This window comes from Actinoplanes sp. NPDC051537 (assembly GCF_055586105.1).
Genome location: NZ_JBVJIU010000012.1, coordinates 324,645 through 344,665, shown reverse-complemented (window position 1 = coordinate 344,665; position 20,021 = coordinate 324,645). Strand labels below are relative to the sequence as shown.

Below are 20,021 nucleotides of genomic sequence, written 5' to 3'. Positions count from 1 at the left end.
AACCCCCCACACCTTGGGGTTGGGGGGCGCGGCCCCAAGGTAGGCGGGCGGGCTGGTTCGGCTTGTGTTTTGTGAGGGCGTGGCTTCCCCTCCGGCGACCCCCCGGTCGGGATCGAACCGACGACCTCCCGTTTACAAGACGGGTGCTCTGGCCATCTGAGCTACAGGGGCGCGGGGGCCAGCATAACGTCTCATTACTTAGCGGCCACCTTGGCAGGTCGCGGAAAAAGATTTACGTTTACAGCGCTGTTCCTCCACTCGGATCGTCCGGCACGTTCCTGCCGGTGGAAAGGAAGTCGCTTCACCATGGCTACCGTCACTTACGACCACGCCTCCCGGATCTACCCCGGGTCTGAGCGTCCCGCCGTCAACGAGCTCAACCTCGAGATCGGCGACGGCGAGTTCCTGGTTCTGGTCGGCCCCTCCGGTTGTGGCAAGTCCACGAGCCTGCGCATGCTGGCCGGCCTCGAGGATGTCGACAAGGGTCGCATCCTGATCGAGGGCAAGGACGTCACCAACCTGCCGCCCAAGTCCCGCGACATCGCGATGGTCTTCCAGAACTACGCCCTCTACCCGCACATGTCGGTGTACGAGAACATGGCTTTCGCGCTCAAGCTGCGCAAGACGTCGAAGGCCGAGATCGACCGGCGGGTCAAGGAGGCGGCAGCCCTCCTCCAGCTCGACGAGTACCTGTCGCGTAAGCCGAAGGCTCTCTCCGGCGGTCAGCGTCAGCGTGTTGCGATGGGCCGCGCGATCGTGCGTGAGCCCCAGGTGTTCCTCATGGACGAGCCGCTGTCGAACCTCGACGCCAAGCTCCGCGTCCAGACCCGTTCGCAGATCGCCACCCTGCAGGCCAAGCTGGGCGTCACCACCGTCTACGTCACCCACGACCAGGTCGAGGCCATGACCATGGGTCACCGGGTCGCGGTCATGCTGGACGGCGTGCTCCAGCAGGTGGACACCCCGCGGGCGCTCTACGACACCCCCGGCAACGTCTTCGTCGCCGGCTTCATGGGCTCCCCGGCCATGAACCTCAAGACCGTCCCGCTGACCGAGTCGGGCGGCAAGTTCGGCGGTATGACCCTGCCGCTGACCCGTGAGCAGGTCGCGGCCGCGCAGAACGCCGGTGGCAAGGTCACGGTCGGTTTCCGCCCGGAGGCGGCCGACCTGGTGTCCGAGGCCGAGGGCGCGCTGCCGATCGTCGTCGACCTGGTCGAGGACCTCGGCTCGGACGCGAACGTCTACGGTCACGCCGACCTGGACGGCAGCTCGGAGCGTTTCGTGGTCCGCACCGACCGCCGGCACATGCCGTCGATGGGTGAGACCGTCTACGTGAAGCCGCAGGTCAACGGCATCCACGTGTTCAACGCCGAGAGCGGCGAGCGCATCTGAAGTTGAACGGCTGAGAAGGGCGGTCCTCCATCGGGGGCCGCCCTTCGTCGTTCTCAGCCGGCGAACCGCTGGATCACGAAGTCCTTCTCGGCGACGCAGGCCAGCACGGACAGGTCCCACGAGCAGGTGTCGGAGCGGACGTTGTCGAACGACCCGAGCGGCACCGCCTCGGTCCCGAGGCGCCGGCCGTAGAGCGCGGTCTCGCCCGGCGTCCGGGTCAGCGGCTTCGAGAACTCCAGCAGGTTGCCGGCGTTGAGCCGGGCCGCCTCGCCCGGGTGCGTCCAGACCTTCTTGCCGTCGCCGTCGACCAGCGTCATCTCCGGCGTCGTGGTCGTGACCAGCAACGCCTCGCCGACGGGCACGATCGTCTCGGTGTTCGCGAGGCGGTAGCGCCACAGCTGCTTCCCGCCGGCGACGTCCAGCGCCACCACGGTCGCGGTCTTCCCGTCGTACCCGATCTCCTCGTCGAAGCAGACCCGGTCGTCGCCGCACGGGCTGACGTCCTTCATCTGGCTGTTCTGCTCCTGGGTCGTGTAGAGCACGCGCGGTTCGCCGAACTTCTTGAGGTCGTACGCGACGATCCGCTGATCGTCGGGCTGGAGCACGATCAGCCGGCCGTTGTGCGCGACCACCTCGTCGTCGGGTTCGGCCACGTTCTGCCGGGATGTCAGGATCTTGCCGCTGTCGGCGTCGATCACCCGGGCCGACTTGTCCGCGCCGACCTGCACGATCCGCGGGTCGTCGGCGAAGTCGGGCTCGAACGCCCGCCCGAACACCGTCGCCGGCCCGTCGAGGTCCTTCGGCGTGCTCACCGTGATCACGTTGGTGTTCGCCGGGTACGTGCTCTGCGGGTCGGGCAGCGACCAGCGCTCGCTGCCGTCGCCGAGCTTGAGCCCGATGAGCTTGTGCCCGTCGCGGTCGGCGAGCACCGCGCTGTCCCCGGCGAACAGCACCGGGTCGTCGTCGCCGATGGTCCGCTCCCAGAGCAGCTTGCCGTCGCTCCTGCCGAGCACCGCGACACGCCGCTTGCTGGTGGTCGAGTCGACATCGGTGAACAGCGCCACCCCGACCGGCAGCGCGATCATCGATTTCCAGCGGGCCGCGTTCCCCGCGGCGGTGCTGGTCCAGAGCGGTTTCGAGTCGCCGACGCCCATCGCGACCACGCCGACGGCGCCGTTCTCGGAGTTGGAGCTGGCGAAGTAGACGCGCCCATCGAGAATCTCGGCGTCCGACCAGTCCGAGCTGACCGGCACGACCGCCGCGATCCGGCGCGGCTCACTGAGCGGCCGGTAGTCGATGCGCCCCTTGGGCCAGAAGATCGCCAGGCCACCGGCGGCCAACCCCAAGATCAGGACCAGACCGATGCCGATGTACGCCCGTGTGCCGAGCCGCCGCCGCGCCCGGCCGACCTTGGGTGGCGTCGCGCCGTGCCCGCTGCCCGGTCGCCACCCGGGCGGCGGCCCACCGAACGGGGGCCCCGACGTCGAGTAGGGCGGACCCGACGTGGCAAACGGTGGCCCCGACCCGGGCATCCCCGAGATGGCGCCCGGCCCACCCGACGGCGAGCTGGGCGCCGGCGGCGGTCCCGACGTAGGCGCCACATGCCCACCGGACGCGAACGCGGCCGCCTCGCCGGTAGCCCACGGATCGACGGGCGCTGCCTTGAGCCGCTCATCGGTGACGTCTCCCGGCGCGCGCCCACCCGAAGCCTGCGCCGGGGCCGCTCCCAAGCCGACAGAGGCCGGGTCGGCCTGAGTGTCTGTGATCGGCGGCGGGTTCTCGTTGACGGTGGGCGGGGTCGGAGTGGGGTTCGCGGCGGTGGCGACGCCCGAGGCGAAACGCGGTGGGGCGGCGGCGCCGAAGGCGAGGAGGGCGCCCTCGGCCACCGGGAGCTCGGGCTGTTCGAGGACGGTGGGGGCGATGCCGAGGTCGCTGTGCAGCAGGCGGGCCACCAGCGGCACCCGGGACGAGCCGCCGACCAGGAACGGGCCGGCCAGGTCGGTGGGCTTGAGGCCGGCCGCGGCGATCACGGCGGCGGCCTCGGCGACGCCGCGGCGGACCAGGGGGTCGGCGACCGCCTCGAGCTCGTCGCGGGTCAGGTGCACGGCGTGCTCGACGCCCGGGACCGGGACCGGGGCGAACGAGCTGCGCGACAGCATCTCCTTGGCGCCGCGCACGTCGTCCCAGAACTGTCGCCGCGCCCGCCACTCGGCCAGCGTCACCGGCTCGGTCAGCCGCCGCCACGCCTCGGGCTCGGCGCCGGCCAGGGTCTTGCCGAGGTGGTCGACCAGGGCCGCGTCGAGGTCGAGGCCGCCGAGGTCATCGGCCCCGCCCGACGCCGTCACCGAATAGCGGCGCTCGGCGTCGTTGCGGACGACGGCGACGTCCAGCGTGCCGCCGCCGAAGTCGAAGACGGCCAGAAAGGCGCCGGCGGGAACGGGACGGCGCAGGACATCGGCGAAGTAGCGCGCGGCGGCGACGGGCTCGGGAACCAGGCGGGTGTCGGCCGGCCAACCCGCCCGGGCCAGGGCGTCGGTCAGCACCGCGCGGCGCGGGGCGCCCCAGGCCGCCGGGTAGGTAAGAACGGCCGGGGGCAGCAGGCCCGCGGTCGCGACCGCCTCGCGGGCCACGGCGCCGAGCAGGGCCGCGAACAGGTCGGCGACCGGCACGGTGGCCCCGCCGAGCAGGACCGCGCCGTCGTCGACGTGGCGTTTAGGGTTGGGCTCCAGGCGGCCGGGCTCGGCATGGCCGAGGCGCAGCGCGTCGTTGCCGACATGCAGGCGGCCGGTCGTGTCGAGATAGACGGCCGACGGCAGCAGCGGCTGGCCGTCGAACAGCAGCGGCCGGGTGCGGCCGTCGGGGTGGCGCAGCATGGCGACCGTGTGGGAGGTGCCCAGGTCGACGCCCAGCACGAAGCCGTCGATGTCGGTCACGCTGCCACCCCCTCGGCCCGTCATGCTACGACCCGCCTACGACAACCTCTCGGCGCAGGCCGTCGAACACGATCGACAGCGTTCGCCGAGTAATCCGGGGAAGTCGAGCGGTGCCTCACCATACCGATGACCCGGTCGTGACCATCGGACAATAAAGTGCAGCTCATGCGCATCGAACGGATCTTGAGCGGCGAGGCCGTCCGGGCCGCGGCCGAGCTCTTTGATGCGCCGCCGATGGCGGCCGCGACCGAGCGTTTCCTCGCCGATCCCGGGCATCACCTGCTGTTCGCCTACGACGACAGTGGACGGGCGGTCGGCATGATCTCCGGCGTCGAGATGACCCACCCGGACAAGGGCACCGAGATGTTCATCTACGAGCTCGGCGTCGCGCCCGCGGCCCGCCTCCAGGGGATCGGGGCCCGGCTGGTCGCCGAGCTCGCCCGGATCGCCCGGCAGAAGGGCTGCTACGGGATGTGGGTCGGCACCGAGGTGGACAACGACGCGGCCCTGGCCACCTACCGCCGGGCCGGCGCCGGCGAGGAGACCACGTTCAAGCTGCTCAACTGGGATCTGATCGACGGGGCGGCCGATGTCTGAGGAGACCAAGCGCCGGTTCCTGGTGCCGATGCGGGGCCGGTCGTCGGCCGAGCCCTTCCGCGTCTCGACGCCGCTCGAGCTCTTCTTCGACCTCTGCTTCGTGGTCGCGGTCGCCCAGGCCGCGGCGCCGCTGCACCACAGCATCGCCGAGAACCACGTCGTCGACGGCCTGCGCGGCTACCTCATGGTCTTCTTCGCCATCTGGTGGGCATGGATGAACTTCACCTGGTTCGCCTCGGCCTACGACACCGACGACGACGTCTACCGGATCACCACGTTCGTCCAGATCGGCGGCGCGCTCGTACTGGCGGCCGGGGTGAGCCCGGCGTTCGAGAGCGCCGACTTCCGGGTGATCACCATCGGGTACGTGGTGATGCGGCTGGCCCTGGTCGGCCAGTGGCTGCGCGCCGCCCACGCCGATCCGCAGCACCGCCCGACGGCGTTGCGCTACGCGGTCGGCGTCGCCGGCGTCCAGGTGCTCTGGCTGCTGCGCCTGGCCCTGCCCGACTCGTGGCCCGTGGTCCCGGTGTTCGTGCTGCTGGCGCTGCTCGAGGTGGCCGTCCCGGCCTGGGCCGAGCGGGCGCCGGGCGGCCCGACCAGCTACCACCGCCACCACATCGCCGAGCGCTACGGCCTGTTCACGATCATCGTGCTCGGCGAGTCGGTAGCGGCGGCGACGGTCGCCTTCCGCGGCGCGCTGGACGAGGGCGAGCACGTCGCCGCGCTGATCCGGTTGGCAGTGGCCGGTCTCGTGGTGGTCTTCGCGCTGTGGTGGCTCTACTTCGACCGGTCCGCCCACAACCTGCTGACCTCGCTGCGCACGTCGCTGTTCTGGGGCTACGGCCACTACTTCGTGTTCGCGGCGGCGGCCGCGGTGGGCGCCGGGCTGGGCGTCGCGGTCGACCACGCGACCGGGCACGCCGAGATCAGTTCAACCACGGCCGGGTACGCGATCGCGGTGCCCGTGGCGGTTTACCTGTTCCTGGTCTGGCTGTTGCACATCCGGCCGCACCAGAGCGGGCCGCTGCTGGCCGCCTTCCCGGTAGCCGCGGTGCTCGCCTTGCTGACCCCACTGGTCCCGGCGTCGCTGGAGGTCCTGGCCGTCCTGCTGATCGCGCTGGTCGCGGTGAACGGCAGCCTGGGCCGCCGCATCCCCGACCGAGTCACCGCCCACGCCGAGTAGCACGAATCGCGCCGCCGCCAGGCTGAGGCGCGGGCGGCTGAGACGCAGGCGGCTCAGGCTCAGGCTCAGGCTCAGGCTCAGGCTCAGGCTCAGGCTCAGGCTCAGGCGGCCCACCCCCGCCCTTTTGGGTGGGGGCAGGTAACCAGCCGCCTACGACACTTTTCCGTGTTATCCACAGCGATACTTTTCCGGTATTCACGGCGGCGGCGAAACCGTCATGCGGGCCGGGTCGCGTCCAGGCCGCGCAGGAGGATGTCGAGGCCCCCGGCGAACTCGTCGTCGGGCGGGACTTCGCGGGCGACTGCCGCCGTCTCGCTCAGCAGGGGGAAGTCGGCGGGCGGAAGTGCGGCCATCAGGCCGGTCCCGGCGCCCGCCAGGGGACCCAGGTGCTCCTGCAGCAGGGCGCCGTTGAGATAGCCGGCCAGGGCGCGCATGGCGATCACCCGGGACGCGCCGCTGAAGCCGGCCGCGGTCAGCACGGCCAGGGCGGCCTCGGTCCAGCGCAGCAGCGGGCGGGCGCGCTGGCGGTTGGCGATCAGCAGCGGGACCGCCTGCGGATGCGGGGCTACTTCCCGCCGTACGCGATGGGCCAAGGTCTTGATCTGATCGGTCCACGAGGGATGGGAGGGACAAGAGGGAGCAGCGGGCGGGGTCGTGTCGAGGTCGCGCAGGATCCACTCGGCCACCAGGAGCTCGAGCTCGTCGCGGTCGGTGATGTAGCGGTACAGCGCCATCGTGCTCATGCCGAGCTCGGTCGCGACCGTGCGCATGGTGAGGGCGGGCAGGCCGTCACGGTCGATGACCGCCAGGGCGGCCGCGGCCAGACGGTCGGGTGTGAGCGAACGAGGGCGGGGCACGGCTTGACAGCGTACGGGATACGCTTACGCTTGTAGGTGTACGTGGTACGCCAACAGAGGGGAGTTGCCGTGCGCGAGCTGACCGCCGTGGGTGGCGCCGCCGTGCCGATCCCGGATCCCGAGCGCCTCGTCCATCTGCAGTTCCGGCGGTTCGCCGGCTGCCCGATCTGCAACCTGCACCTGCGCGAGATCGTCCGGCGGCACGACGAGATCGTGGCGGCCGGCGTGCGCGAGGTCGTGGTCTTCCACTCGACCGCCGAGGAGCTGGCGCAGTACGACCTGCCGTTCGCGGTGATCGCCGACCCGGGGAAGCGGTTGTACGCGGAGTACGGCGTGCAGGCGTCACTCCGTGCGTTGCTCAACCCGCGCGTTTACGGACCGTTGCTGAGGGGCGTCACGCGTAGTTCGATCGCGATGCTCCGTGGGCGCGAGAAGGGGCCGGCCGCGAGTCAGCCGGGCGGGCGGCTGGGGCTGCCGGCCGACTTCCTGATCGCGCCGGACGGGAGCACCCTCGCGAGCAAGTACGGCCGGCACGCGTACGACCAGTGGAGCGTCGACGAGCTGCTCGGGCTGGCGCGACCGGTCAGCGACCGGACAGGCCGCTGAGCAGCCCGCGCAGGCGCTCGATGATCGGGTCGAGGTCGGTCACGTCCTCGCCCCAGGCGTCGGCGAGCAGCTCCGACCACGAGGCGCGCAGGCGGCCGAGCGTGTCGTCGGCCTGCGGCGTCACCTCGAGCCGGACCACCCGGCCGTCCCGCTCGTCCTTGCGGGACGTCAGATAGCCGAGATCGCGCAACTCGGCGATCGCCGTGCTCACGTTGGCCCGCTTCACCCCGGTGTGCTCGGCGACCTCGGACGCCTTGCTGCCGGGGTGGCCGTGCACGTACCGCATGACCTGGCTCTGGGTCTGGTTGAGCGGGACGCCGGGGCCGGCCACCGCGCCGCGGATGCGCATCTCGCGGGCCACGTCGACGACGAGGTCGGCCAGGGTGGCGAACCGGGGATCCACGCGACGACCGCCTCTTGCTTCCGAGATAGTTATGCCAACATAATCATCTCCACCGCGGAACCGGAACCGCGGAAGCCGAGGAGATGCGATGCAGCCTATCGAGACGGAAGTCCTGGTCATCGGCGCGGGCCTGACCGGCGCGAGCGCCGCCGTGATGCTGGCCCGGCACGGCGTCCGCACGATGATGATCAGCCGTGGGCGCTGGGTCGCCGACTCCCCGCGGGCGCACATCATCAACCAGCGGACCATGGAGGTGATGCGCTCGATCGGGCTCGAGGAGGCCTGCGAGGCGGCCGCGACGCCGGGCGAGCTGATGGCCAATCACGTGATGATGACGGCGGTGAACGGGCTCGAGTTCGGTCGCATGTGGACATGGGGGAACGATCCGGCGCGGGCCGGCGAATACCTCGCGGCGAGCCCGGGCAAGGGGTGCGACCTGCCGCAGGACCGGTTCGAGCCGATCCTGGTCGACGAGGCGGCCAAGCGTGGGGTGGTCACCCGGTTCGGGACCGAGTTCGTGAGCCTCGAGCAGGACGCCGACGGTGTCTCGACTCTCTTGCAGGATCTGGTCACCGGGGCGACGTTCACGGTGCGGTCGAGGTACGTGATCGGCGCCGACGGCGGGCAGAGTCCGGTCGCGGCCGCGCTGGGCCTGCCGTTGACCGGTCAGTCGGGTATCGCGCCGGCCCTCAACGTACGCTTCGAAGCTGATTTATCGCGTTATTTCGAGGACCGTCCGGGGTCGATCTTCTGGATCCTGCAACCGGGCCGCGAGGGCGCGCTCGGCAACGCGATGCTACGGATGGTGCGGCCCTGGCACGAGTGGGTGATCGGCTTCGTGCACCTCGGCGCGGCCGCCGCCGATCTCAGCACCGAGCAGCTCACCGCCCAGGTGCGCGACGTCATCGGGGACGACACGATCGACGTGACGGTGACCGGCGCGTACCCGTGGCGGATCAACCACGTCGTGGCCGAGCGCTACGGCGAGGGCCGGGTCTTCTGCGCCGGCGACGCCGTGCACCGGCACCCGCCGATGAACGGGCTCGGCGGCAACACCTGCATCCAGGACGCGTTCAACCTGGCCTGGAAGCTGGCCGCGGTGCTGCGCTGGGGCGCCGGGCCGGAGCTGCTGGAGACCTACGACGCCGAGCGCCGGCCGATCGGGCGGGCCGTGGTCGACCGCGCGATCGCGAGCTGGCGGCAGAACCCGGATGTGATCCGCTCGCTCGGCATCGACCCGGCCGCGGACCCGAAGGAACGCACGGCCCAGTTCGAGGAGCTGCTCGCCGACTCCGAGGCGGGGGAGGCGCGCCGGGCCGCCTTCGCGGCGGCGAAGCGGTCGAAGGACTTCTCGTACCACGCGCACGGCCAGGAGATGAATCAGGTGTACGCGTCGAGCGCCGTGCTCGACGAGGGGGCGGCGCCGATCGCGTACGACCGCGATCCCGTGCTGTATTACCGGGCGAGCAGCCGGCCGGGATCGCGGGTTCCGCACTGCTGGGTGGGGATGAACGGGCGCACGGTGTCGACGCTCGACCTCTGCGAGCCGGAGCGGTTCACGCTGCTCACCCGGGCGCGCGGCGCGGTGTGGGTGGCGGCGGCGGAGGGGATCGAGGTGCCGCTGCGGGTTTTGCGCATCGGCCCAGGTTGCGAAATCTCCGACTTGTACGGGGGGTGGGCCGAGATCGCGGAGGTCGGTGAGACGGGATGCGTGCTCGTCCGGCCCGACCAGCATGTGGCCTGGCGTCGAGTGGAAGCGCCCGCGGACCCGGCAGCGGAGTTGCGTGCGGCCCTCCGCGCCGTGCTCTCGCGTTCTTGACCACGAAACCGGCCCGCCCGGAACAAACGGGCGGGCCGGCCGGGAAGCGCTGTCCTACTTGTACTGCTGGTCGACCCCGGCGACGGGACGGCCGTCGGCCGAGAAGGCCCGGCGCGGCGACGCCGACTCGCCGTCGACCGGCTCCTCGTGCAGGCGCGGGTCATCCGGCGCGGCGGCCGGCTTCGGCTTGCCCGGCTTCATCTGGGCGGGCTTGTCCTGATCGGGCTTGGCCTGCGGCTCGGCGCCCGCGGCCGGCTGGTCCGCGGCCGGCTGAGCGCCGGCGGGCAGTCCGGCGGCGGCGGGGTCGGCGGCCGGGTCGGTGCCGGGCTGAGCGGCGGCGGGCCGGCCGAACGTCGGCGCCGCGGCGTCGGCCGCGGCGGGCAGCACGGCCATGCCGCCGGCGGGAAGCCCGCTGGCGGTGGTGTCCGGGCCGTCCCCGTCGCGGGGCACGCCGTTCACCGGCAGCAGCCCGCCCAGGCCGCCGAGCAGCGGCACCCCGCCGTCGAAGGCCTCGGGCGCGGACGCCGAGCGCTGCATCAGGTCGGGCGTGCCGCCGTTCGGGAGCAGGCCACCCAGCAGCGGCAGGCCGCCGCCGAGGAGGTTGCTGACGGGCAGGTTCTGCAGCGGCGACGGCTGCATGTTGAAGCGCTGGAGCGCGACGCTGTTCCCGTGCTGGCGCAGCGTGCCGCCGACGACGTCGGCGGCCGGCAGGTCGGGGCCCGACTCTTGAGTAGTGGAGTCGGCGCCGGGCAGCACCGGGTTCACGTCCGGCGTGTTCTGGCCGGGGGCGAACTGCAGCAGCGGCGTCGAGCCGACCGGCGTGGTGCCGAGCGTGCTGTACTGCAGCGGGTTGTCCACATTGACACCGTTGCTCTGGCCGAGCAGCCCGGCGAGCTGATCGTCGGCCTGCTGGTCCGCCGTAGCGGTTCCGGGCAGCAGGTCGGCCTGCGCGGGCGTGGCGGCGCCGAACAGGAGGACCCCGCCCGCGACGATCGCTCCGGCATACCAAAACTTGCGCACTGAATCTCCTTCTGGCAAACGTGCAAACTCGGACGAATAGCGTCGGAAGGGGCAACGACTGGCCCCGTCGGCGGGTTCCGGCTGGCTACGATCGCGAACGTGGCTACCGATCCGATCAAGGAGGTCTCGCGGCGGTCGCTGGTGTCGCGACTGCGCGAGCGGAACGGTGACGACCGGCCGCATTTCGTGGTGTGCGGCGCCGACGCGCTCGTCTACACGCTCGCCGAGGAGCTGATCAATTCCGGCCGTCGGATCCGGCTCACCGTGATCGTCCCGCCCGATCTGCGGGGCGACGTGCCCGACTTCGACGATCTTCAGGCCAAGGGGGTACGCGTCTTCACCGCGGCCCGGCTCGACGAGCGCACCTTCCGGTCGGCCGGCCTGGCCGGGGCCGCGGCCCTGGCGCTGGTCATGCCCGACGACATGGTCAATCTGCACGCGGCGCTGTGTGCCCGGGCGGTCGAGGGCGATCTGCGGCTCGTGATCCGCATGTTCACCACCGGCCTGGCCCAGGGCGTGCGCAAGCTGTTCACCGACTGCGCGGTGCTCTCCGACGCCGGCATGGCCGCGCCCGCGTTCGTGTCGGCGTCCCTCGGCGGCGTCGCGCCCACCCACTTCCGCTACGCCGGCCGCACCCTCTACGTCGCCCGTCGCGGCGAGGTGCCGGCGAGCGCCGTCATGCTCTCGCTGACCGCCGCGGCCGCCGGCGGCCAGATCACCATGCTGCCGGCCGAGCCCGCGGCGGCCGAGGCCCGGCCCGCCGACCTGGTGCTGGTCAACGCCACCGGCCGAGCGGCCGACCCGACGGTGCCGACCCGACGCCTGGCCCGGGCCGGCCGGTCGCGCCGTCCGCGGCTGTCGCTGCGCCGGGCCATGCGCGTCGGCATGACCCGCAAGCTGGGCATCGCCGTGCTCATCGCGGTGGTGATCACGGTCGCCGCGGGCGCGGTGCTGGCCGGGCGCACCGGCGTGAACGGCTTCTGGGAGTCGATCTATCTGACCCTGCTGACCGTGGTCGGCTCGTCCGATGTGGAGCCCAGCCGCAGCCCGGTCGCCCAGGCCGCGCAGGTCGTCCTCACGCTGGCCGGCGTCGCGCTGCTCCCGCTGATCACCGCCGCGATCGTCGACGGCGTGGTCAAGACGCGGCTGGCCCGCGACCGCGGCGAGGTGCTCGGCTCGCACGCCGGCCACGTGGTGCTGGTCGGGCTCGGCAACGTCGGCACCCGGGTGTTGCGTCAGCTCATCGATCTCGGCGTCGACGTGGTGGCCATCGACCGCACGGCCGACGCGCGCGGCGCCCAGGTCGCCGACGAGCTGGGCGTCCCGCTGATCGTCGGCGACGCGGCCCGCGAGGAGACGCTGCGCGCCGCCTCGATCGACACCTGCAAGGCGCTGGTCGTGGTCTCCACCGACGACGCGGTGAACCTGCAGGCCGCGCTGCACGCCCGGGCGGCACGGCCGGACATCCGGGTGGTGCTGCGTCTGTTCGACGACGACTTCGCCCGCCGGGCCCAGGACGCCTTCAACATCACCATCTCGCGCAGCGTCTCCCGGCTCTGCGCCCCGGTCTTCGCGGCCTCGATGCTCGACCGGGAGGTGCTGGCCACGATCCCGGTCGACCGGCACGCGGTGCTGGTCGCGACCGTGCAGGTGCTGGCCGGCTCGGCATTGGACGGCGCGCCGCTGTCGAGCGCCGACAAGCCGGAGAGCACCCGGGTGATCAGCATGCGGGCGGCCGGGTCGGAGTGGGTCGACTGGGAGCCCGACCCGCGCCGGGTGCTCGCGCCCGGCGACGAGGTCGTGGTGGTGGCCCGCCGGGCCGGACTGCGGGTGCTGCTGGAGCGGGCGTCGCCGCCGCTGGCCGAGTTAGACGCCGCCGGCCAGTGAGCTGACCTCGACCCCGAGCACGGCCTGCTCGTCGGGCTTCTTGGCGAGCACGTCGGTCAGGTAGGACTGCACGGCCGGAGCCATGCCCACGTCGCGGCCGGCCTTCTCGGACAACAGCCACTTGTGCTGGATGATCTGCGTGAAGATCTCCTGCGGCTCGAGCTTGCGCCGCATCCCGGCCGGCACCGCCCGCACGACCGGCTCGAAGACCTCGGTGAGCCACCGGTGCGCGGCCTGCTGCTCGTCGGTGAGATCGCTCTCGGCCCGGTACGTGTCCAGGTCGTTGAGCAGCTGCCGGGCCTGGTTCTCCTCGGCGTCGAGGCCGGTCAGGCGGAGCAGCCGGCGGGTGTGGTAGCCGGCGTCGACGACCTTCGGGCGCACCCGGTACCCGCCGTCCACCGTGGACAGCGCCACCTCGGCCACGTCGAACCCGAGCTCGTTGAGGCGCCGGATGCGGCGCTCGATGTCGTGCCGGGCGTCGCGCTGGGCGACCTCCTGCTCGTACGTGACCTCGTGCCACAGCCGCTCGTAGCGGGTGACGATGTCGTCCACCACCGCCTCGGGGTCGATCGACTCGTGCAGCAGCTCGGCCGCCTCGAGGTCGAGGCACTCGCCGAAGATGTTGACCCGCAGGATCTCGACGTCCTCGCTGCGCTGCCCCTCGGACAGTTTCGGGTAGAGGTTGCCGGTCTCGGCGTCGACCAGGTAGGCCGCGAACGCGCCCGCGTCCCGCCGGAACAACGTGTTCGACAGCGAGCAGTCGCCCCACGAGAACCCGGTGAGGTGCATCCGGACGACCAGCGCGACGAGGGCGTCGAGCAGCCGGTTCAGCGTCTCGGGCCGCAACACGTGGGAGAACAGCGCGCGGTACGGCAGCGAGAACTGGAGGTGCCGGGTGATCAGCACGGTCTCCAGCGGCTCGCCGTCGGCGTCGGTGCGGTCGGTGACGGTGGCCACCGCCTCCACCGCGGGGAAGTCGATCCGCTCGAGCGCGCGCAGGAGGTCGTACTCCTTTTCGGCGATCCGCTCGCGCGTCTCCTTCAGGGCGTAGACGACGTCGTTGAGCTTGACGAACCGCACGATGTGCCGCGAGATGCCCTGAGGCAGGGCGACCAGGTGGTCGGCGGGCCACTCCTCGAGCGGAATGGACCACGGGAGGTCCAGCAACGCCGGGTCGATGAGGGCGGACGTGATGCGCACCGAACCAGTGTGCCCGTGTCCCCGGCGCGTCGCGGCCGCAGGTGGCTCGTTACACAGGTGCGAGAACGCCGGAATAGCACATATGTCCCTGATATGACGTGAATGGCGGTTGAGATGCGACGTAAGGCAGGCTTGGCCCTCGGCGCCTGTGTGGCCCTGGTCCTGGCCGGTGCCACGGGCGCGGCAGCATGGAACGTCGGCGGCACCGAGCGGATCGGCACCTGGCACGACGGGCCGGGCGTCGCGCGTACGCCGGTCGCAGCCGAACAGATGCGGCCCGCCGGCGCCGGAGATCCCGCCGCGCCGCCGGCCGCCGGCGGCAAGGCGGAAGGCCCCACCACCACCGGCCCGACGCCGACCGGAACCGCCGCCGGCGCTCACCGCCCCGGCATCCCCGAGTCGGCCTCCGCAACCTCGACCGACGGCCGGCAGCGCGTCGGCGAGCTGCTCAGCGTCGACCGCCTGCTCGGCTACCTGGGCAAGGGCCCGCGCCGCGAGGTGTTCGAGTACCCCGGCGCCTCGTACGTGAAGCTGCACTTCAACCGGATGGCGATGCTGCCCGGCGACTACCTGACCGTCGCGAATCCGGACGGCACCGAGTCGTACCGCTACGACGCGCCGAAGGTGCTCGACACCGGCGCGGCCGACAAGTGGGCGATGTCGGTGACCGGCGACACCGCCGTGCTCGAGATGCACCGGGCCGGCGGCGTGCCGGTGCTCGACAACCTGCTCGGCACGCTCGGCGTCGACGTCGACCGGGTGGCCCGCGGGTTCAGCCGCACCGAGCAGGCCCACCAGCCCGAAGGCCAGCTGGAAGCACCCGGCCGCACCGGCCGCGAGGAGTCCGTCTGCGGCGCCGACACCTCGGCCGACGCGGTCTGCTACCGCTCGGCCGACCCGGTCGCGTACACCAAGTCGAAGGCCATCGCCCGGCTGCTGATCAACGGCACCGAGCTGTGCACCGGCTGGCGGGTGGGCCCGAACAACCGCATGCTCACCAACAACCACTGCTTCACCACGTCGGGCGAGGCCTACGACACCGAGGTCTGGTTCAACTACCAGTGCGCGAGCTGCGGCGGGTACGACGTCTTCCAGCCGACCAAGGTCTGGGGCGCGAAGGTGCTCTCGACCGACCACACGTACGACTACACGCTGTTCTCGGTCGACAACTTCACCGCCGTGCGGAAATTCGGCTACCTCCAGCTCGACACCGCCCGCCCGGCCAAGAACCAGGAGCTCTACGTGCCGCAGCACCCGGCCGGGGAGCCCACACGGATCGCCGGCTCGCTGGGCGAGCGAGCCGGCAACTGCTCGGTGGCGGATCCGAACTACACCGGATACGCCGCCGGCTCCGACGTCGCGTACTACTGCGACACCGAGGGCGGGTCGTCCGGCTCGCCCGTGCTGTCCCGGGCGACCAACAAGGTGGTGGCGCTCCACCACTTCGGCGGATGCCCCAACTCCGGGGTCCGGGCCGACCTGCTCGCCGCCAAGTTGCGCAGCTACCTCTAACTTTGAGGGCGTGACCCAGACGATCGTGCCCGTCCGCCGCCGCCCCCGACTCGGTTGGTGGTTCGACGCCGTCCTGGTCGTGGCGTTCGTGGCGCTGACGGTCGCGCTGATCCGGGGCCACCTGCTGGCGCTCGACCGGTGGGTGGCCGACTGGGCGTTCGCGCACCAGCCGGCCCCGATCTACTGGACCGCCCGGGTCTTCAACTACCTGGGCCAGGGCGGTCAGATCCTGATGCCGGTCAGCATCATCCTCACCGGGGTGCTGGCGTACCGGACGAGGTCGTGGCGGGCCGGCCTGCCGTTCGCGGCGGCGTTCGTCCTCACGTACATCACCATCGGCCCGTTGAAGATCTGGGCCGACCGGGCCGCGCCGCGCTTCGACGGGCCGGACAAGGCGGTGATGTTCAACCCCTACGCTTCCGGCGTCAAGGCGATGAGCTATCCCTCGGGCCACATGGGCAACTCATTGGTCTGGTACGGGGTGATCGCCCTGCTCCTGGCGGCGCTGCTGAGCCGCGAGCTGACCCGCCGGGAGTCGTTCGCCGTCCGGGTCCTACCGGTCGCGATCCTGTTCGTCACGACGGTCTACACCGGGTTTCACTGGCTCACCGACTCGATCGCCGGGGTGCTGCTCGGCCTGGTGCTGATCCGCCTGATCGACCGGTTCATACCCAGGTTCCTGCCCGCATCACGCGCTTGACGGTGAGGCCGGCGTCGAGCACGACCAGGTCGGCCCGCAGGCCCGCCTCGAGCGCGCCGACCTCGTCGTCCAGGCCCAGCACGCGGGCCGGCGTGGTCGAGGCCATCGCGGCCGCGTCCGGAAGCGGGATGCCGGCCGTCACCGCGTTGCGCAGCGCCGCGTCCATGGTCAGGGTGCTGCCCGCGATCGAGCCATTGCGGGCCAGCCGGGCCACCCGGTCGGCCACGACGACCTCCTGGCCGCCCAGGTCGTAGGTGCCGTCCGGCATACCGGTGGCGTCCATCGCGTCGGTGATCAGCGCGGCGCGGTCCGGGCCGGCCGAGCGGGCCGCGAACGCCAGCATCCCCGGGTGCAGGTGGATGTTGTCGGCGATCAGCTCGCAGACCGCGAGCGACTCGAGCAGGCCGATCACGGGGCCGGGCTCGCGGTGATGCGGCGGGCGCATGCCGTTGAACAGGTGGGTGCCGACGCTTCCGCCGGCGGCCACTCCGGCTTCCGTCTGCTCGTACGTGGCGTCGGTGTGCCCGATCGCGGCCAGCACGCCGTGGTCGCGCAGGAAGGCGATCGCCTCCAGGGCGCCGGGCAGCTCGGGGGCGACGGTCACCATGCGTACGGCGCCCTCGCCCTGCTTGATCAGCGCCGAGAGCTCCTCGATCGACGGGTCGCGCAGGAAGTCGGGGTTCTGCGCGCCGCAGCGCGCGCCGGACAGGTAGGGACCCTCGAAATGCACGCCGGCGAGGACCCGCTCGCGAACCAGCGGCTGGTACGCGGCGACGGCGTCCCGCATGAGCTCGAACGGGGAGCTGACCAGGCTCGCCAGCATCGTCGTCGTGCCGTGTGCCAGGTGGAAGGCGGCCGCGGCGCGGGCCGACCCGACGTCGCCGGTGGTGAACGTGTGGCCGCCGCCGCCGTGGCAGTGGATGTCGACGAAGCCCGGCACGATGATGTCGTCGCCGGCCCGGTTGTCCTCGTGCACCCCGATGATCGTCGGGCCGTCGATCTCGAGGTGGCCGGGCACGACCGCGCCCGGCCGGACGATCCGGCCGCTGATCTGTGTCATGCGGGCTGCTCCAGATGGTCGAGGGCGAGCAGGGCGGCGCCGATGCAGCCGGCCGTGTCGCCGAGCGCGGCCCGGACGATCCCGGGCATCCGGTGGAAGGTGATCCGCTTCTCGATCCCGTCCTGGACGGGGGTGAGCAGGGCGTCCCCGGCCTCGGCCAGTCCGCCGCCGAGGACGATGACGTTGACGTCGAAGAGGGCCTGGGCCGTGACCAGGCCGTCGGCGAGAGCGTCGACGCCCTCTTGCCAGACCGCTTTGGCGACGTCGCTTTTCGCGACGTCGCTCGAGCCGAGATCCTTGACGACGTCGAACGCCGTCGCGTCGGCTATACCCGATAAATCGCGATATCTTTGGCCGATTGCCCGGGCCGAGGCCACCGACTCGAGGCAGCCCACCTGGCCGCAGGGGCAGGCCACGCCGCCCGGCCGCACCACGATGTGGCCCAGCTCGCCGGCCGCGCCGTGCGCGCCGTTGTAGCCGGCGCCGTTCACCACCAGGGCGGCGGCGATGCCGGTGCCGACGGCGACGAAGAGCACGTGCCGCTCGCCGCGGCCCGCGCCGAGCCGGGCCTCGGCGATGCCGCCGACCCGCACGTCGTGGCCGAGCGTGGCGGGCAGGCCGAGCCGCTCCTCGATCAGGGCGCGCAGCGGCACGTCCCGGAAGCCGACGTTGGACGACCAGACCGCGACGCCGTTCTCCTCGTCGACCACGCCCGGCACCGCGATGCCGACCGCGACCGGCTCGAGTCCGTCGGCGCGGGCCTTCCCGGCCAGGCCGGCCGCGATCTGGAGGATGTTCTCGGTGACCGCCTCGGGGCCGCGGGCCGCGAGCGTGGGGTGGCGTTCCTCGTGGTGGACCGTTCCGTCCGGGCTGACCAGCGCGCACTTCATCCCGGTGCCGCCGACGTCGAGGGCAACGACGACGCTCGCGTTCACCCCAGGACTACCGAGCGGGTCAGGTTGCGCGGGTGGTCGGGGTCGAGGCCCTGGCTCGTGGCGAGCAGCACGGCGACCCGCTGGGCGAGCACGAGGTCGGCCATCGGGTCGAGCGGCGCGCGGCCGCCGCACCAGCTGCCCAGGGCCGCGTACCCGCCGTGGTGCCGGCTGTGCACGAACGCCGCGCCGGTCGCCTCGACGTCGTCGGCCAGCCCCGCCGGGATCTCGCCGAACGCCCAGACCACGCGGCCGGGCCCGGCCAGCGCGATCGGGCCGTGCCGGTAGTCCATGGCCGGGTACGCCTCGGCCCAGTAGGACGCGGCCTCCCGGCACTTGAGCGCCGCCTCGTGGGCGAGGCCGATGGTCCAGCCCCGGCCCAGGAACGTGATCTGCTCGGCGAGCGCCGGGTGCACCGGCAGCGGCAGCCGGACGGCGACCTCGGCGTCGGCGATCACCGGCTCGATGTCCTCGCCGAGGTGGGCGCGCAGCAGGGCGAGCGTGCTGGTGGCGAACCGGGTCTGCACGACCGACCGCTCGTCGGCGAAGTCGAGCAGCACCGCGTCGGTGGCCAGGGCCGCGGCCGGCTGCTCGGCGTCGGCCGTGAGCACGGTGGTCGGGGTGCGCCCGTCGAGCGCGTCGAGCAGCTCGATGATCTCGGTGGTGGTGCCGGAGCGGGTGATCGCGACGACCCGGTCGTAGCGCCGGTCGTGCGGGAACTCGCTCGCCTGGAACGCGTCCGTCTCGCCCTCGCCGGCCTGTTCGCGCAGGGCCGCGTAGGCCATGCCCATGAACCACGACGTGCCGCACCCGACGACCGCGACCCGTTCGCCGCGGGTCGGCAGCCCGGCCGAGTCGGCGAGCTTGGCGGCCAGTTGCCAGCAGTCCGGCTGGCTCGCGATCTCCGCCTTGACGTGCGTCATGGGCCACCCTTCACAGCATCGCGGATGCGCATAAGCGCTCGGATCCCCGCATTTTCGAGCGCCATTCTGCGTGGAACGTCGCCGCGGGCGCAACAGTCATCCCGCGACCGCGCAGCGCGGAGCTTTGCTTCCCGGGCTTTCGCGCACTAATGTGCACACACTTATCACATAACGTGCATCGGGAGTGAGTTGGTGGACCGGTACGCGCGGTGGAATGCCCTGCTCGAGTTACTCGCCGAGAACGGCCGGGTCAGCGTCGAGGACGCGTCCGAGCGTCTCGACGTATCCCAGGCCACCATCCGGCGTGACTTCGATCAGCTCGCCCAGCAGCAGATGATCACCCGTACCCGCGGTGGCGCGGTGGCCAACGGCGTGTCGTACGACCTGCCGCTGCGCTACAAGAGCGCCAAGCACTCGGCCGAGAAGCAGCGTATCGGCGAGGCCGCGGCCGGCCTGGTCACCCCCGGCACGGTGGTCGGCCTCAACGGCGGCACGACGGTCACCGAGGTGGCGCGGGCCCTGGCCGTGCGCCCCGACCTCAACGCCGGCGGCGAGGGCAGCCAGCTCACGGTCGTCACCAACGCCCTCAACATCGCGAACGAGCTGCTGGTCCGTTCCCGGATGAAGATCGTGGTGGCCGGCGGCGTGGTCCGCCCGCAGTCCTTCGAGGTGGTCGGCCCCCTGGGCGGCGCGCTGCTGAAGGAGGTGACCCTCGACATCGTCCTGCTCGGCGTCGACGCGGTCGACGTGGAGCTGGGCGCCGCGTCCCACCACGAGGGCGAGGCGGCGATGAACAGCCTGATGGTCGCCCGGGCCAAGCGGGTCGTGGTCATCGCCGACTCGTCGAAGCTGGGCGGCCACGCGTTCGCCCGGATCTGCCCGATTACGAAGATCGAGACGCTGGTGACCGACAACGGTGCCCCGCCGGCGACGGTGGCCGCGTTCCGCGAGGCCGGCGTCCACGTCATCACCGCGTGACCGTGCGTCGCGGGGCTGC

17 protein-coding genes and 1 tRNA gene are annotated in these 20,021 nt (G+C 72.0%); 9 read left to right on the top strand and 9 right to left on the bottom strand.

Annotation, left to right across the window (positions count from 1 at the left end; translation table 11 throughout):
• Window positions 1-97 precede the first annotated feature (97 nt).
• Window positions 98-171 (bottom strand) — tRNA-Thr (locus ACZ6TB_RS29715).
• A gap of 135 nt (window positions 172-306) precedes the next feature.
• Here ACZ6TB_RS29715 and ACZ6TB_RS29710 point away from each other — a divergent pair.
• Window positions 307-1,392 carry an ABC transporter ATP-binding protein gene (locus tag ACZ6TB_RS29710; RefSeq protein WP_465559242.1) on the top strand — a complete coding sequence of 362 codons (1,086 nt, stop codon included), beginning with the start codon at window positions 307-309 and terminating at the stop codon, window positions 1,390-1,392.
• 53 nt (window positions 1,393-1,445) lie between these two features.
• Here the strand turns inward: ACZ6TB_RS29710 and ACZ6TB_RS29705 are convergent, their stop codons facing one another.
• Window positions 1,446-4,325 (bottom strand): Hsp70 family protein, encoded by a 2,880-nt coding sequence (locus ACZ6TB_RS29705; RefSeq protein ID WP_465559239.1) that lies wholly within the window; start codon window positions 4,323-4,325, stop codon window positions 1,446-1,448.
• Window positions 4,326-4,490: 165 nt separating this feature from the next.
• Between ACZ6TB_RS29705 and ACZ6TB_RS29700 the strand changes: the two genes are divergently transcribed.
• Window positions 4,491-4,922: a GNAT family N-acetyltransferase gene (locus ACZ6TB_RS29700; protein WP_465559236.1), complete on the top strand. Its 432-nt coding sequence runs from the start codon at window positions 4,491-4,493 to the stop codon at window positions 4,920-4,922.
• Window positions 4,915-6,105 carry a low temperature requirement protein A gene (locus ACZ6TB_RS29695; RefSeq protein WP_465559234.1) on the top strand — a complete coding sequence of 397 codons (1,191 nt, stop codon included), beginning with the start codon at window positions 4,915-4,917 and terminating at the stop codon, window positions 6,103-6,105. Before ACZ6TB_RS29700 ends, ACZ6TB_RS29695 begins: the two co-directional genes overlap by 8 nt.
• 215 nt (window positions 6,106-6,320) lie before the next feature.
• On the opposite strand, the gene ACZ6TB_RS29690 is transcribed toward ACZ6TB_RS29695, so the two are convergent.
• Entirely contained in the window at window positions 6,321-6,962 is a 642-nt protein-coding gene (locus ACZ6TB_RS29690) for a TetR/AcrR family transcriptional regulator (protein WP_465559231.1), read from the bottom strand.
• A gap of 69 nt (window positions 6,963-7,031) precedes the next feature.
• On the opposite strand from ACZ6TB_RS29690, the gene ACZ6TB_RS29685 reads away from it, so the two are divergent.
• A complete protein-coding gene (locus tag ACZ6TB_RS29685; protein ID WP_465559228.1) occupies window positions 7,032-7,568 on the top strand; it encodes a peroxiredoxin-like family protein in 537 nt (178 codons plus the stop codon).
• On the opposite strand, the gene ACZ6TB_RS29680 is transcribed toward ACZ6TB_RS29685, so the two are convergent.
• A complete protein-coding gene (locus tag ACZ6TB_RS29680) occupies window positions 7,546-7,971 on the bottom strand; it encodes a MarR family winged helix-turn-helix transcriptional regulator (protein ID WP_465559225.1) in 426 nt (141 codons plus the stop codon). The genes ACZ6TB_RS29685 and ACZ6TB_RS29680 overlap by 23 nt on opposite strands.
• Before the next feature lie 88 nt (window positions 7,972-8,059).
• Between ACZ6TB_RS29680 and ACZ6TB_RS29675 the strand changes: the two genes are divergently transcribed.
• The gene (locus ACZ6TB_RS29675; RefSeq protein WP_465559223.1) at window positions 8,060-9,790 is read left to right on the top strand and encodes an FAD-dependent oxidoreductase; all 1,731 of its coding nucleotides are present in this window, start codon (window positions 8,060-8,062) and stop codon (window positions 9,788-9,790) included.
• Window positions 9,791-9,844: 54 nt separating this feature from the next.
• On the opposite strand, the gene ACZ6TB_RS29670 is transcribed toward ACZ6TB_RS29675, so the two are convergent.
• The gene (locus ACZ6TB_RS29670; protein ID WP_465559220.1) at window positions 9,845-10,810 is read right to left on the bottom strand and encodes a hypothetical protein; all 966 of its coding nucleotides are present in this window, start codon (window positions 10,808-10,810) and stop codon (window positions 9,845-9,847) included.
• 99 nt (window positions 10,811-10,909) lie between these two features.
• On the opposite strand from ACZ6TB_RS29670, the gene ACZ6TB_RS29665 reads away from it, so the two are divergent.
• Window positions 10,910-12,697, top strand: coding sequence for a potassium channel family protein (locus ACZ6TB_RS29665; RefSeq protein ID WP_465559218.1), 1,788 nt, complete (start codon window positions 10,910-10,912; stop codon window positions 12,695-12,697).
• Here ACZ6TB_RS29665 and ACZ6TB_RS29660 read toward each other — a convergent pair.
• Window positions 12,677-13,897 (bottom strand): DUF4032 domain-containing protein, encoded by a 1,221-nt coding sequence (locus ACZ6TB_RS29660; protein WP_465559215.1) that lies wholly within the window; start codon window positions 13,895-13,897, stop codon window positions 12,677-12,679. The genes ACZ6TB_RS29665 and ACZ6TB_RS29660 overlap by 21 nt on opposite strands.
• A gap of 114 nt (window positions 13,898-14,011) precedes the next feature.
• On the opposite strand from ACZ6TB_RS29660, the gene ACZ6TB_RS29655 reads away from it, so the two are divergent.
• Together ACZ6TB_RS29655 and ACZ6TB_RS29650 are read left to right on the top strand one after the other, a co-directional pair.
• Window positions 14,012-15,409 carry a trypsin-like serine peptidase gene (locus tag ACZ6TB_RS29655; RefSeq protein ID WP_465559213.1) on the top strand — a complete coding sequence of 466 codons (1,398 nt, stop codon included), beginning with the start codon at window positions 14,012-14,014 and terminating at the stop codon, window positions 15,407-15,409.
• A 10-nt stretch (window positions 15,410-15,419) separates the two neighbouring features.
• Window positions 15,420-16,109 carry a phosphatase PAP2 family protein gene (locus ACZ6TB_RS29650; RefSeq protein ID WP_465559210.1) on the top strand — a complete coding sequence of 230 codons (690 nt, stop codon included), beginning with the start codon at window positions 15,420-15,422 and terminating at the stop codon, window positions 16,107-16,109.
• On the opposite strand, the gene nagA is transcribed toward ACZ6TB_RS29650, so the two are convergent.
• The 3 genes from nagA to ACZ6TB_RS29635 are packed head-to-tail and all read right to left on the bottom strand — an operon-like array spanning window position 16,075 to window position 19,024.
• Complete coding sequence (gene nagA, locus ACZ6TB_RS29645) at window positions 16,075-17,169, bottom strand: N-acetylglucosamine-6-phosphate deacetylase (RefSeq protein ID WP_465559207.1); 1,095 nt, start codon at window positions 17,167-17,169, stop codon at window positions 16,075-16,077. The two genes, ACZ6TB_RS29650 and nagA, sit on opposite strands and share 35 nt — an antisense overlap.
• Window positions 17,166-18,104 (bottom strand): ROK family protein, encoded by a 939-nt coding sequence (locus tag ACZ6TB_RS29640; protein ID WP_465559205.1) that lies wholly within the window; start codon window positions 18,102-18,104, stop codon window positions 17,166-17,168. Before ACZ6TB_RS29640 ends, nagA begins: the two co-directional genes overlap by 4 nt.
• Entirely contained in the window at window positions 18,101-19,024 is a 924-nt protein-coding gene (locus ACZ6TB_RS29635; RefSeq protein WP_465559202.1) for an SIS domain-containing protein, read from the bottom strand. Before ACZ6TB_RS29635 ends, ACZ6TB_RS29640 begins: the two co-directional genes overlap by 4 nt.
• A gap of 192 nt (window positions 19,025-19,216) precedes the next feature.
• Between ACZ6TB_RS29635 and ACZ6TB_RS29630 the strand changes: the two genes are divergently transcribed.
• Window positions 19,217-20,002 (top strand): DeoR/GlpR family DNA-binding transcription regulator, encoded by a 786-nt coding sequence (locus tag ACZ6TB_RS29630; protein ID WP_465559199.1) that lies wholly within the window; start codon window positions 19,217-19,219, stop codon window positions 20,000-20,002.
• Window positions 20,003-20,021 lie beyond the last annotated feature (19 nt).

Excerpts from the sequence above, each read along its gene's own strand:
- ACZ6TB_RS29635 (WP_465559202.1), bottom strand. The coding sequence starts at position 19,024 with ATGACGCACGTCAAGGCGGAGATCGCGAGCCAGCCGGACTGCTGGCAA.
- ACZ6TB_RS29695 (WP_465559234.1), top strand. The coding sequence starts at position 4,915 with ATGTCTGAGGAGACCAAGCGCCGGTTCCTGGTGCCGATGCGGGGCCGG.
- ACZ6TB_RS29655 (WP_465559213.1), top strand. The coding sequence starts at position 14,012 with ATGCGACGTAAGGCAGGCTTGGCCCTCGGCGCCTGTGTGGCCCTGGTC.
- ACZ6TB_RS29710 (WP_465559242.1), top strand. The coding sequence starts at position 307 with ATGGCTACCGTCACTTACGACCACGCCTCCCGGATCTACCCCGGGTCT.
- ACZ6TB_RS29700 (WP_465559236.1), top strand. The coding sequence starts at position 4,491 with ATGCGCATCGAACGGATCTTGAGCGGCGAGGCCGTCCGGGCCGCGGCC.
- nagA (WP_465559207.1), bottom strand. The coding sequence starts at position 17,169 with ATGACACAGATCAGCGGCCGGATCGTCCGGCCGGGCGCGGTCGTGCCC.
- ACZ6TB_RS29675 (WP_465559223.1), top strand. The coding sequence starts at position 8,060 with ATGCAGCCTATCGAGACGGAAGTCCTGGTCATCGGCGCGGGCCTGACC.